This is a genomic window from Thermodesulfobacteriota bacterium (genome assembly GCA_040756475.1).
In the GTDB taxonomy this organism is placed as follows: domain Bacteria; phylum Desulfobacterota; class Deferrisomatia; order Deferrisomatales; family JACRMM01; genus JBFLZB01.
This window is the reverse complement of the sequence record JBFLZB010000012.1, coordinates 37,315-48,793: the sequence shown is the minus strand read 5'-3', so window position 1 is coordinate 48,793 and position 11,479 is coordinate 37,315. Positions and strand designations below refer to the sequence as shown.

The following is an 11,479-nucleotide window of genomic DNA, read 5'->3' as shown; positions in this document are numbered from 1 at the left end:
TCCGCGCCCCGAACCTTCGCGCCGGGGCGGGCCCGAAGGGCTGCCAGGGTCACGTCGCCGGTGCCGCAGGCCACGTCGAGGACGTGGGGTGCCCCCGGGGGAAGGCGGTTGGCCAGGGCCCGGCGCCACGCCTCGTCCACCCCGAAGCTCAGGAGCCGGTTGAGCCGGTCGTAGGTGGGGGCGATGGCCGAGAACATGGCCCGGACGGCGCGCGCCCGCTCCTGCGGGGACGTCGGGTCCGCGTCGCGCCCGCCCCCGGCGGGGGAGGGCCCGGCACCGGGGGGGGGACGGCAGGACGGCTCGGTGGAGGCCTCGGTGTCGGGGCACATGGAAGCGTCCTCGGCAAGACGGGTTTGCGTGCGGCGCCGCGCGGGGCGCCGTGATCCGGCAGGGGAGGGGCCGGGCGTCACCAGCGCAGGAGCGTGGCGCCCCAGGTGAGCCCGCCGCCGAACACCGGCAGCAGCACCAGGTCTCCCCTGCGCACCCGCCCCCCCCGCACCGCCTCGTCCAGGGCCAGGGGGATGGTGCCGGCGGAGGTGTTGCCGTACCGGTCGATGTTCACGAAGACCCGGTCCATCCCCATCCCCAGGCGCTCCGCCAGGAGTTGGATGATGCGCAGGTTGGCCTGGTGGGGTACCACCAGGTCCACTTCCTCGGCGGCGGCGCCGGCCTCTGCCAGGACCTCGCGGCAGGTGTCCTCCATGGACTTCACGGCCACCTTGAAGAGCTCGTTGCCCCGCATGTGGATGGCGTCGAGGCGCGGGTCGTAGCCCGACCCGCGGGGGTATCGGGAGCCGCCCCCGGGCACGTGGAGCACCTCCCAGAGGGAGCCGTCGGAGTGGATGCGGGAGGCCAGGATGCCCCGGCCGTCGTCCTCTGCGCCCGTGAGCACCGCCGCGCCGCCCCCGTCCCCGAAGAGCACCGCGGTGGTGCGGTCGTCCCAGTCGATGCGCTGGGAGATGACCTCACCCCCGGCCACCAGCACCACCAGGTGCGGTTCGGCCCGGATGAAGCGGTCGGCCACGGTGAGGCCGTACACGAAGCCCGAGCACGCGGCCGCCACGTCGAAGGCGGCGGCGTGGGTTGCCCCGAGGGCCGCCTGGAGCGTGCACCCGCCCGAGGGCATGAGCATGTCGGCGGTGAGGGTGCCGACCACGATCAGGTCCACGTCGCCGGCCTCCAGACCCGCCATTTCCAGGGCGTCGCGGCAGGCGGGCACCATGAAGTCCGACCACTTCTCCCCGGCCCGGGCCATCCGGCGCTCCCGAATGCCGGTGCGCTGCACGATCCACGCGTCGGAGGTGTCGATGCGGCCCTCCAGGTCCCGGTTGGTGACCACCTGGCTGGGGGCAGCCGAGCCGGTGCCCAGGATGATGCTCCTCGTCATGGCAGTCTCCGCATTTCAGCCTGCTCGGCCCGGTTGTCCCGCCGCGGGGCGACCGGGTGCCTAAGAATCCTTGAGGCCCAGGGATCCGGAACGATGCGTCACGTCTTGTCCCAGAGAAGATGGTGGGTCCGCTCCGCTTGGACCCACCCTGCGTTTCTCTTTTTCTATACCCGGGGTGCGGCCCCGGACACAAGGGGAGGGTGACACCCGAGGCCCCCGTCACCGGACTTGAATGCTTCCAGCCCGGTGAAGTATCTTTGGCCTTCAATCCCCCCGACAGTCAGTCAAGTTCACCGGGCCGAGAGAGACCGAGAATGAAGACCGTTCGCACCGCACTTGCCCTCGCGATCCTGGCCCTGCTGCTTGGCTCGGCGCCGGCCCGTGCCTTCAAGCGCACCGAGGTGGGGGAACCCTTGAAGGACTTCGTCCTGGATTCCCTCGTCGGCGGTCCCCTGCGCCTCTCCGAGCACCTGGGTTCCCGGGCGACCCTGCTGGTCTTCTGGGCTACGTGGAGCCCCCGCAGCGCCGCGGCGCTGCGGGACTTCGAGCAACTCTACCGGGCTCACCGGGGCGACGGCCTCCAGGTGGTGGGCGTCAACGTGGAGCACCAGGAGTGGGACCCCGCCGACGCGCCCCGGCTGGAGGCGTTCGTGCGGGAGCGGGAGGTGACCTTCCCGGTGCTCTTCGACAAGGACCTGGCCGTGTTCTCCGCGTACGGGGTGATCGCCACGCCCTCCAGCGTCCTGGCGGGTCCGGACGGGACGATCCTGGAGCTCCTCGAGGGCTACGCCAACGTGACGCGCGGCGCGTTCCAGGATCGGGTGCTCCGGGAGCTGGGGGTGCTGGCTCCCGAGTCCGAGAAGGACCCCGAGCCCGTGGGGTATCGGCCCAAGGGAAAGGCCGAGAGGTTCGTGCAGATGGGCCGGGTGCTCCTGGAGCGGGGGATGCCGGGGCGGGCCGAGAAGGTGTTCCGCCAGGCCCTGGAGGAGGACCCGGAGTGGCCCGAGGCCCGCCAGGCGCTGACCGAGGCCCTGGAGGCCCAGGAGAAGGCCGGAGAGGCGACGGGGCGGCGGGGAAACGCGACCCGCAGGGAGGAGAAGCCGTGAAGATCGGACACGTGGAGGAGATCGCCGCCCAGGCGGTGGAGGTGGAGGGCGCGCGGGGCGTGCGGATGCGGGTGGTGGTGGGCGAGGCCCAGGGGGCCCCCAACTTCGTGATGCGCGTCTTCGACGTGGCGCCCGGGGGCCACAGCCCCCACCACGCCCACGGCTTCGAGCACGAGGTCTACGTGCTCGCGGGCCGGGGCACCCATCTCGACGGGGGCCGCGAAGAACCCCTGGGGCCCGGCGACGTGGTCTACGTAGCCCCGGACGCGGTGCACCAATTCCGGGCGGCGCCCGACGAGGGGCTGCGGTTCGTCTGCGTGGTGCCCCGGGGCTGAACCCTCCGGGAGGGGGGCCGCATCCAAGGGGCGTACATTCGGAGCGTAGCCGACTGCTGTGAGAGGGAACCATGGTGTACGTCCGATCGCGTTTGTACTGCATAGTGCTGCTCGTCGCCGGCGTGCTTCTGCTCCTGGCAGGCGGTCCGGCCGCGGGCGCCTTGAAGCCCCCCCTCGAGGCGCCCCAGCTCCGGGCCCTGTTGGGCCAGGAAGGGGGAGAGGTGTTCCTCCTGGACGTGCGCACCCGGAGGGAGTGGGCCGGCGGACGCATCCCCGGCTCCGTGTGGATTCCCATGAACGACGTGCCCGCCCGCCTGGCCGACATCCCCGCCAGGAGCAAGGTGGTCGTGGTGTGCGCCAGCGGCGTGCGCAGCGCCGCGGTGGCCCGATACCTAGACCAGATGGGGTACCCGTGGGTGGCGAACTACCCCGGCGGAGTGGTGGACTGGTCGCGCCGGGGGCTTCCGCTGGAGCGGTAGCGTCTTGCCGAGCGCCTGCCGCGGTGGCACGCTGGGTGGCGCAGGCACTTCGAGGCCGCGGTTACCCAGAGAGGAGAGCAGATCGTGAACAAGAGATGGATGAGGTGGTTGAGCCTGCCGTTGCTGGTGGTCCTGGTGGGGTGCTCCGCACCTCCCAGGAAGGCCGAGATCGGCACCGTCCTGGGCGGCGTGGGAGGAGGTATCCTGGGGGCCCAGGTGGGGGGCGGGCACGGGCGCACCGCGGCCATCATCGCGGGGACGATCCTGGGGGCGGTCATCGGGCAGGAGATCGGGCGCTCCATCGACCGCACCGACGAACTCATGGCCCAGCAGGTGCTCGAAGTCAATCGCAGCGGACAGACCTCCCAGTGGGTGAATCCCGACACGGGCAACACCGTGGCCGTCACCCCCACTCGCACCTACCAGGCGGCGGCCGGCCAGTACTGCCGGGAGTACCAGACCGAGGTGATGGTGGGTGGGCGCAAGGAGAGCGCCTACGGCACCGCCTGCCGCCAGCCCGACGGCTCCTGGAAGATCCAGCAGTAGCCCGGGGCCAGGTGCCCGCGGGCCGGGTGGGCTGCCCGCACGGCTACCCGTTCCGAAGGCCCCCTCCCGTCACGTGCCCGGGAGGGGGCCTTTGTCGGCATCACCATCGACATCGAAATCGATCCCGATCCCGATACCGATACCGATTAGGATCACCCCTCGCCCCGTAGGAGCGGGCTTGCCCGCGAACGGGGCCTGCCCCCCTTCCTCAAGGCCCCTTGGCGGCGCTTCCCTCCAGTATCCGCCGCACCTCTTCCCAGCGTTCCCGGGCCTCGGGCGCGTCGGGAAGCTCCGCGCGGGCCTCGGCCAGCATGTCCTTCGCCTCGGCCGGCCAGCCCCGGGCGGCGTAGGCCTGGGCCAGGCGCAGCCGGTACACCCAGCCCCGCTCGGGGTCCAGGCGGTAGCAGCGCTTGAAGACCTCGGCCGCGCGCTCGGCGGAAGCCCCGCCCTTCTCCAGCAGGATGTCTCCGATGGGCACCAGGGCCTCCAGCAGGTCGGGGCGCCGGGCCGCCACGGCCTGCAGGGCGCCCAGGGCCTGGTCGGGGCGGCCGAGCCGGCGGAGGGCCCGGGCCTTGAGGAGGTTCGCCCGGGGGTCCGCCGGCGGCATGCGGCGGGCCCCCTCCTCGGATGCCTCCAGGCAGGCAGCGGGGTCACCCGCCTCCAGGGAGCAGGCGGCCAGGAGCACCCAGGCCTCGCCGTCGTCCGGATGCCCCTGGAGCCACCGGCGCAGGAACGCGGCGCCCTCGGCCGGGCTGCCGCTCTCCCGGAGCACGTCGGCCCGGTGGTGGGCAGCGGGGGAGAAGCCGGGGCCCACCTCCAGGGCTTGGGCGAAGTAGCGTCCGGCCGCCTCCGGGTCTTTCTCGAGGGCGGCCAAGAGGCCCAGCGCGTAGTGGGGTCCGGGCTGGGTCGGGTACGCGCTCCGGGCGGCCTCAAGCAAGGGGCGTGCCAGGCGGGTCTCCCCCTGCTGCAAGAGCACGAACCCCTCCGGGAAGTCGCCTTCCCCCTCCAGGGCCTCGAAGGCATCGCGCTCTTCCGGGGACAGGGCCTCCAGGTAGAACCCGTAGAGGTCCTCCACCGGCGCCTCCCCCTCGCCTTCGGCAGCTTCTCCCGGGCCGCAGGGTGCGGAGCACCCGCAGGAGGGAGGGAAGAGGCGTCCCGGCGCGGCCGGGCTCGCAGCGGACGCAGCCCCGGGTCCTTCGAGCCGGTCGAGCACTTGCCGGGCGCGGGAAGCCAGCGCCGCCTCGCCCGCCGCCAGGTCCAGTGCCAGGGCGGCGTGCTCCCGGGCCTTGCCGGGATCGCCCGCTGTCTCGTAGGCTGCGGCCTCCGAGAGGTTGAAGGCCACGAGCTGCTCCCGGCAGGCGCGCACCCCGTTGCGCGCCGGCTCGGACCCCGAAGCCGCGTCCCGGGCTTCTTCGTAGTAGGAGAGGGCCTCGGCCCACCGGCCTTGCCCCGCGAGCCGGTCGGCCTTTTCCAGTGCCTTGCCCGCCGGGTCCTTCTTGCCCGAGAACCAGCCGAACGCCATGGGCGCCTCCCTTCGTCGGAAAAAGCTCGAAAACCGTGCGCGCTCAGGGTAGAAGGGCGGCGACCGGCGTGTCAACGCGGGGCAACCCCCAGGATCCCTACCGCGACCCTGGGTGGCAAGCGGGGTCCGGGAGTCCTTGCGCTCCGCCCCGTAATCCGCGATGTTCGGAGGCCGCGTAGCCGAGGGATCCGGCGCGCCGAGCCTCACCGGTTTCGGCCTCGCTGCCGCGGTTCGGTCGAGGCGGCACCGGGCTGCGCTCCAGGACTCCCGGACCCCGCCTCAAAGATTTGGTGGTGGATTTTGGACCCCCGAAAAGAGGTGGTGGATTTGGGACCCTTGCCCATGGGGGCAGAGCGGACCCGTTGCCGTGCCACAGTGGAGCACACGGAAAGAAGAGGGCTCATGCCGGAACCACGCGCAAAGCAGGCCGACGTCTGGATCTACACCGACGGCGCCTGTGCCGGAAACCCCGGCCCCGGCGGGTGGGCGGCGGTGCTCGTTCGGGGAGGGCGCTATGAGGAGCTCGGGGGCGCCGAGGCGCACACCACCAACAACCGCATGGAGATGCGGGCCGCCGTCGAGGGACTGGGGGCCGTGGGCCCGGCGGAGAGGGCCCACGTGGTGACCGACTCCAAGTACCTCCACGACGGCATCTCGCGCTGGATCCACGCGTGGAAGCGCCGCGGGTGGCGCAAGGCCGACGGCAACGAGGTGCTCAACCGGGACCTGTGGGAGGCCCTGGATGCCTTGTGCCGGCGCCCTGGCGCCCCGGTGACCTGGGAGCACGTGCGTGGCCACGCGGGACATGCCTTGAACGAGCGGTGCGACGCCATCGCGGTGGCCTTCTCCCGGGGCCAGGTGCCCGAGCTGCGCTCCGGGGACGGGAGCTGGATCTCGGGGATCCGGGAGAGCGCCCCGCCGTCGAAGCTTCCCGAGGGCCTGTCCTACCCCCTGTACCTCAGCCTCGTGGACGGGGAGCTTCGCGTGCATCTCGACTGGGCCGATTGCGAGGAGTGGGTGAAGGGGGCGCGGGGCGCGAAGTATCGGAAGGTGAGAAGCGCCGGGGAGCTGGCGGAGTTGCTCGCCGCCTGGGGCGTATCCGACGACGACGCCCGGCGGCTGGGACTCGGGGCAAGGGGCCCCCGGTGACGGCGGCATCGGTGACTATTGAAGGGCCCGGCCTCCGGGCCGTGGTGCTGGCCGCCGGGTTCGGCACCCGCCTGCGGCCCCTGAGCCTGGAGCTCCCCAAGCCCGGCTGGCCCTTTTTCGGGGTGCCGCTCGCGGCCCACGTGCTGCGTGCCCTGGGGGGGGCCGGCGTCCGGGAAGCCATCGTGAACCTCCACCACCTGCCGGAGCGCCTGCGGGAGGCCCTGGAGCCCTGGATCCCGGAGGATCTTCGGGTGTGGTGGAGCACCGAGGAGGTGATCCAGGGCACGGGGGGCGCCCTCCTTCCCTGGCGGGGGCTCCTCTCGGGGGGGACCTTCCTGCTCGCCAACGGCGACACCTACCAGGAGCTCGACCTCCCCGACCTTCTCCGGTGCCACCGGGAGACCGGGGCGGCCGCCACCCTGGCTCTGCGCCCCCTGCCCCCCGGGAGCTCGGCGCCCATCGAGGCGGATGCCGCGGGGCGGATCGTGGGCTTCCTCGGAGCCCGGGCCCCGGGCTCCAGGCCCGGAACGCCCTGCGAGTTCACCGGGGTTCACGCCCTGGAGCCGGAGATCCTGGCGCGCCTTCCCGAGCGGCCCCACTGCATCAACGCCGACGTGCACCGGCACCTGGTGGCCGAAGGAGTGCACCTCCAGGGCTACTTCCCCCCGGAAGACGCCTTCTGGAGCGATCTCGGCACCCCGGAGCGGTACCTGGGCGCCCACCGGGAGGTCCTTTCCCGGGGCGTGCTCCCGCCGGGGCTTCCCGGCCGCCTGGTTTCGGGGGAGGAGGCGACGCCGGAAGGGGGGCGCCTGGTGGGGCCGTCTTTCCTTGGGCCGGAGGCCCGGGTGGAGGCCGGAGCCCGGGCGGGGCCCTTTGCCGTCCTGGGAGCCGGCGCCCGCCTCGGGCCCGGGGCACGCGCGCAGGATTCGGTCCTCTGGGCCGGGGCGTCTTGGGAGCAGGGGCGGCTGCGCGGGGCAGTCCTGTCGCCGTCGGGGAGCACGCTCCCCGCAGCCGCACAGGGGGAGCGATGAACGGAGAGTTGCCGGTCGGGCGCTGGGAAAGGGCAATTGCGGCGCGCGTCTCGCGCCGCCGATACCTGCCCCGCGCTCCGGATCCCTCGCTCCTCCAGCGCCTGGAGGACCACTGCGCCCGGTTCCGCCCCCTGGGAGCCGCCCGGGCGCTCCCCGTCTCCCCCTGCCCCCCGAACCTCTTCCGAGGCATCGTGGGGAGCTACGGGAGCATCCGGGGCGCCCCCTGCTGCCTGGCCTTCGTGGGGCCCGCCGGCTCCGAGGTCCAGGTGGGGTACGTGGGGGAGGCCGCCGTGCTGGAGGCCACGGTCCTGGGCCTGGGCACCTGCTGGGTGGGAGGACTCTTTCGCCCCGACTCCCTGGGAGATCGGGTGGCCCTGGGGCTTGGAGAGAGGGTCTGGGCCGTCGCGGCCGTGGGGCTTCCCGTGGAGAGGAAGACGCTTGAGGAGCGCCTCATGGCCGGCATCGCCCGCTCTCACAAGCGAAAGCCCGCCGAGGTGCTTGCCCCGGGGATCGGCTCCTGGCCCGCCTGGGCAGCCCGGGCCGTAACTGCAGCGCGCCTCGCCCCCTCGGCCCTCAACCGCCAGCCCTGGCGGTTTCGCCGGGAGGGCGAGACCCTGGTCCTCTGCGCCGACGGCCCCGACACCTACGCCATCCCCAAACGCCTGGACTGCGGCATCGCCCTCCTCCACACGGAGCTCGGGGCTCGGGCCGCCGGTTGGACGGGGAGCTGGGAGTTGCTGCCGGCCCCCGGGGTGGCGGCCTTCCGGCACTCGTCCACGCCGTAAGAGCGGGGGGACGGGGCACAGGCCACGGAGCCCCGCTCTTGCGGTTCCGTGCCCCGTGACGCTTGCGGGCCGCGGGGAAGGGCGCGCTTTGAGGTCTTGCCGCTCCTTGCTACCATGGGGTAGCCATGGGGAGGCCCGACTCGTATCCGCCTTCGAGCAGGATGAGTTCTAAGGAGAGATCGCGGGCCGAACTCGCGATCTCGGGCTCGAAGGCCAGTGGGCCGCCGCGAAGAAGCTCTCGAGGGGCTGAGGGGGGGCGGAACAGGAGAGGAAACCGGGTGATGCAGGTCGACTCCATCGAAGAGGTTCGCCGAGAAGCCTCGCTTCGGCTCGAGCCGGAACGCAGGTCCCAGCTTGGCCAGTTCCTGACTCCGTCGAGCGTGGCTCGGTACATGGCCTCGCTCTTCACGGGCCTCCGGGGCCCTCTGCGCCTCCTCGACGCGGGCGCCGGAGTCGGTTCCCTCTCCGTGGCGTTTCTCGACCGCTGGAGTGCTGCGAGCGGTTCGGGGCCGGCCCGAGTGACCGCCTACGAAATCGATCCGGTGCTTCGGGAGTACCTCGAGACCCAGCTCACGTCCTGTGAGTGCAAGGCCCGGTCGAAGGGCTTGGATCTGCAGATCGAGATCCATCGGTTCGATTTCGTGGAGGAGGCGGTAAATAGGATTCAATTCCGGTCCGAGCCCTTTACCCACGTCATCCTTAATCCACCCTACAAGAAGATTAACAGCCGGTCTCGACACCGCCACCTCCTGAGCTGCGTAGGCATCGAGACTGTCAATTTGTACAGCGCCTTCACGGCCCTCTGCCTGAGACTGCTGGCTCCTGGGGGCGAGCTGGTAGCAATCATCCCGCGCAGCTTCTGCAACGGAACATACTACCGATCCTTCCGTGACCTCCTGTTGACCGAGTCGGCGATCCGGCACATTCATCTCTTCTCCTCCCGACGGGAGGCATTCAAGGAAGACGGCGTCCTCCAGGAGAACGTCATCGTTCACCTCGTCAAGGGGGTGCCCCAGGGCGACATCATGGTATCCACATCAGCCGACGACACCTTCGCCGATGAAACCTCACACGTCTTTTCCTTCGAAGAGATCGTAAACCTCGGCGATGGGGAGCGGTTCATCCACGTGCCCACCTGCCCGGAGCGGCCAGACATCCAAACCCTCTCGTCGGTCCGGTTCACCCTTCAGGATCTCGGATTGGAGGTCTCGACGGGGCCGGTCGTCGATTTCCGTTTGCAGGAGCACCTGCGGCCGCACCCAGAGCCTGGCGCGGTTCCGCTCCTCTACCCGGGACACTTCGCAGGAGAAACGCTCCTCTGGCCCAAGGACACGAAAAAGCCCAACGCCATCCGGCTTCAACCGGAAACGCTCAAGTGGCTGTATCCGGTGGGGTGGTATGTGGTGGTGCGGCGGTTTTCCTCCAAGGAGGAGCGACGGCGGGTGGTTGCCTACGTGTCTCCGCCCCTGAGCGCGCCGGCGGTCGGTTTCGAGAATCACCTCAACGTCTTCCACCAGGGAAAGCGGGGCCTATCCGAGGATCTCGCGCGGGGCCTGGCCGCGTTTCTCAACTCCACGGCGGTGGACGAGTTCTTTCGCCGCTTCAGCGGACATACCCAGGTGAATGCCACGGACTTGCGCCTTCTCAAGTACCCGGGCCGGGAGGCACTGGAAAAGATGGGACGGTGGGCCAGGGAACACGGGCCGGCAGATCAGGAGGCGATCGACCAGGAGGTTGGGCGACTCGCATGACCGAACACCGAAACGTCACCGACGCCATGTCCGTCCTGGCTGCGCTGGGGTTGCCCCGGGCCCAGCAGAACCGGCGGACTGCGCTTTGCCTCCTGGCGCTCCTGGACTTGACCCCGGAGAAGACCTGGGCCGCGGCGGGTGCTCCGCTCGTGGGCATCACTCCCATGATGGACTTCAGCCGCCGCCACTACGGCACCGACTACGCTCCGAACACACGGGAGACCTTTCGCCGCTTCTCGGTGCACCAGCTCGTCCAAGCCGGGATCGCTCTCTACAACCCAGACCGGCCGGAGCGGCCCGTGAACAGCCCGAAGGCGGTCTACCAGATCGAACCCCATGCCCTGGCTCTTCTCCGGACGTTCGGCAGCCGTGCCTGGCGCGGGCGCCTGAAGCAGTACCTGGCCGGTCGCCAGACGCTGGCAGAGCGGTACGCGAGGGAGCGAGACCAGCGGATGGTTCCGGTCCAGATCGGGCCAGGCGAGGCCATTCACCTTACTCCGGGGGAGCACAGCGAGCTCGCCAAGAAGATCATCGAAGACTTTGCACCGCGTTTCGTTCCCGGGGGGCGGCTGGTGTACGTCGGGGATACGGGGGACAAATGGGGACACTTCGACGGCGACCTTCTCCAGGACCTGGGCGTCACTCTCGACGCCCACGGCAAGATGCCCGACGTGGTGCTCTACTGCCCTGTCAAGCACTGGATCGTCCTGGTGGAGGCGGTAGCCAGCCATGGACCCGTCAACGCGAAACGCCACCACGAGCTTGCTCGCTTGTTCGGCTCCTGTAAGGCGGGTCTCGTGTACGTGACCGCCTTTTCCTCGCGGGCGGACATGGCCCGCCACCTTCCGGAGATCGCTTGGGAGACAGAGGTTTGGCTGGCCGAGTCCCCCTCCCACCTCATCCACTTCAACGGAGAGCGTTTTCTGGGGCCCTACTGAGGCGGGATTTGAGGGGTTTGCCGGAGAAGAGAGGGGGTATGCGCGTCGTCATCGGCTGCTCCACGATCCTGCTCCTTTCGTTCGTTGCGGCGCCGGGCGCGCTCCCCGCGGGGCAGCCGGAGCGGCGCCCTGCCGAGGCCCGGGGCGCCGCCTGGGAGGCCGATGCCGAGGCCGTGCGGGTCTGCCGCGAGGGGCTCCGGTCGGTGCTTGCCTATGTGGAGGGGACCCCAGAGGTCTTCCGGCCGGAAGGGAAGGGGGCGGTTCCGGCCTCCGAGGTCCGTGACGCCCTGCGGGAGACCTGGGCGGCCTACCTGGACTACCACCTGGCGCTGGAGGCGATCCGGGACGCCCACCGGGATTTCTCGAACCGGGGGGAGGCCGAGCGGGCCAGGTCCTTTGCCGTCTCCTACGCGGCCTTCCTGGCCCAGTACCGGGGGGCGCTGGAGCTCC

At 71.0% G+C, this 11,479-nt stretch carries 12 protein-coding genes; 9 read left to right on the top strand and 3 right to left on the bottom strand.

Annotation, left to right across the window (positions count from 1 at the left end):
• Both AB1578_03340 and AB1578_03335 read right to left on the bottom strand, forming a co-directional pair.
• Positions 1–329 (bottom strand): class I SAM-dependent methyltransferase (locus tag AB1578_03340; GenBank protein ID MEW6486933.1); only part of this gene is annotated, 329 nt, incomplete at its 3' end.
• Between the two features lie 77 nt (positions 330–406).
• Complete coding sequence (locus AB1578_03335; protein ID MEW6486932.1) at positions 407–1,387, bottom strand: beta-ketoacyl-ACP synthase III; 981 nt, start codon at positions 1,385–1,387, stop codon at positions 407–409.
• Between the two features lie 314 nt (positions 1,388–1,701).
• Here AB1578_03335 and AB1578_03330 point away from each other — a divergent pair, with 314 nt between their 5' ends.
• The 4 genes from AB1578_03330 (at position 1,702) to AB1578_03315 (ending at position 3,853) form a co-directional block, all read left to right on the top strand.
• Positions 1,702–2,493 carry a TlpA disulfide reductase family protein gene (locus tag AB1578_03330; protein MEW6486931.1) on the top strand — a complete coding sequence of 264 codons (792 nt, stop codon included), beginning with the start codon at positions 1,702–1,704 and terminating at the stop codon, positions 2,491–2,493.
• Positions 2,490–2,828: a cupin domain-containing protein gene (locus AB1578_03325; protein ID MEW6486930.1), complete on the top strand. Its 339-nt coding sequence runs from the start codon at positions 2,490–2,492 to the stop codon at positions 2,826–2,828. The genes AB1578_03330 and AB1578_03325 overlap by 4 nt, the downstream gene beginning before the upstream one ends.
• A gap of 71 nt (positions 2,829–2,899) precedes the next feature.
• On the top strand, positions 2,900–3,307 hold the full coding sequence (locus tag AB1578_03320) for a rhodanese-like domain-containing protein (protein ID MEW6486929.1): 408 nt from the start codon (positions 2,900–2,902) through the stop codon (positions 3,305–3,307).
• A gap of 84 nt (positions 3,308–3,391) precedes the next feature.
• Positions 3,392–3,853, top strand: coding sequence for an RT0821/Lpp0805 family surface protein (locus AB1578_03315; protein ID MEW6486928.1), 462 nt, complete (start codon positions 3,392–3,394; stop codon positions 3,851–3,853).
• 208 nt (positions 3,854–4,061) lie between these two features.
• Here the strand turns inward: AB1578_03315 and AB1578_03310 are convergent, their stop codons facing one another.
• On the bottom strand, positions 4,062–5,375 hold the full coding sequence (locus AB1578_03310; GenBank protein ID MEW6486927.1) for a tetratricopeptide repeat protein: 1,314 nt from the start codon (positions 5,373–5,375) through the stop codon (positions 4,062–4,064).
• A gap of 402 nt (positions 5,376–5,777) precedes the next feature.
• Between AB1578_03310 and rnhA the strand changes: the two genes are divergently transcribed.
• The 5 genes from rnhA to AB1578_03285 all read left to right on the top strand — a co-directional run bounded on the left by rnhA (position 5,778) and on the right by AB1578_03285 (position 11,029).
• The gene (gene rnhA, locus AB1578_03305) at positions 5,778–6,524 is read left to right on the top strand and encodes a ribonuclease HI (GenBank protein MEW6486926.1); all 747 of its coding nucleotides are present in this window, start codon (positions 5,778–5,780) and stop codon (positions 6,522–6,524) included.
• Positions 6,525–6,535: 11 nt separating this feature from the next.
• The gene (locus AB1578_03300) at positions 6,536–7,555 is read left to right on the top strand and encodes an NDP-sugar synthase (GenBank protein ID MEW6486925.1); all 1,020 of its coding nucleotides are present in this window, start codon (positions 6,536–6,538) and stop codon (positions 7,553–7,555) included.
• Positions 7,552–8,340, top strand: a complete 789-nt coding sequence (locus AB1578_03295) for a nitroreductase family protein (GenBank protein ID MEW6486924.1) — start codon at positions 7,552–7,554, stop codon at positions 8,338–8,340. Before AB1578_03300 ends, AB1578_03295 begins: the two co-directional genes overlap by 4 nt.
• A gap of 281 nt (positions 8,341–8,621) precedes the next feature.
• A complete protein-coding gene (locus tag AB1578_03290; GenBank protein MEW6486923.1) occupies positions 8,622–10,091 on the top strand; it encodes an Eco57I restriction-modification methylase domain-containing protein in 1,470 nt (489 codons plus the stop codon).
• Positions 10,088–11,029 (top strand): BsuBI/PstI family type II restriction endonuclease, encoded by a 942-nt coding sequence (locus AB1578_03285; protein MEW6486922.1) that lies wholly within the window; start codon positions 10,088–10,090, stop codon positions 11,027–11,029. Before AB1578_03290 ends, AB1578_03285 begins: the two co-directional genes overlap by 4 nt.
• Positions 11,030–11,479: the final 450 nt, after the last annotated feature.

Coding starts and splice junctions, on each gene's coding strand:
- AB1578_03335 (MEW6486932.1), bottom strand. CDS start 1,387: ATGACGAGGAGCATCATCCTGGGCACCGGCTCGGCTGCCCCCAGCCAG.
- AB1578_03330 (MEW6486931.1), top strand. CDS start 1,702: ATGAAGACCGTTCGCACCGCACTTGCCCTCGCGATCCTGGCCCTGCTG.
- AB1578_03320 (MEW6486929.1), top strand. CDS start 2,900: ATGGTGTACGTCCGATCGCGTTTGTACTGCATAGTGCTGCTCGTCGCC.
- AB1578_03310 (MEW6486927.1), bottom strand. CDS start 5,375: ATGGCGTTCGGCTGGTTCTCGGGCAAGAAGGACCCGGCGGGCAAGGCA.
- rnhA (MEW6486926.1), top strand. CDS start 5,778: ATGCCGGAACCACGCGCAAAGCAGGCCGACGTCTGGATCTACACCGAC.
- AB1578_03295 (MEW6486924.1), top strand. CDS start 7,552: ATGAACGGAGAGTTGCCGGTCGGGCGCTGGGAAAGGGCAATTGCGGCG.
- AB1578_03290 (MEW6486923.1), top strand. CDS start 8,622: ATGCAGGTCGACTCCATCGAAGAGGTTCGCCGAGAAGCCTCGCTTCGG.
- AB1578_03285 (MEW6486922.1), top strand. CDS start 10,088: ATGACCGAACACCGAAACGTCACCGACGCCATGTCCGTCCTGGCTGCG.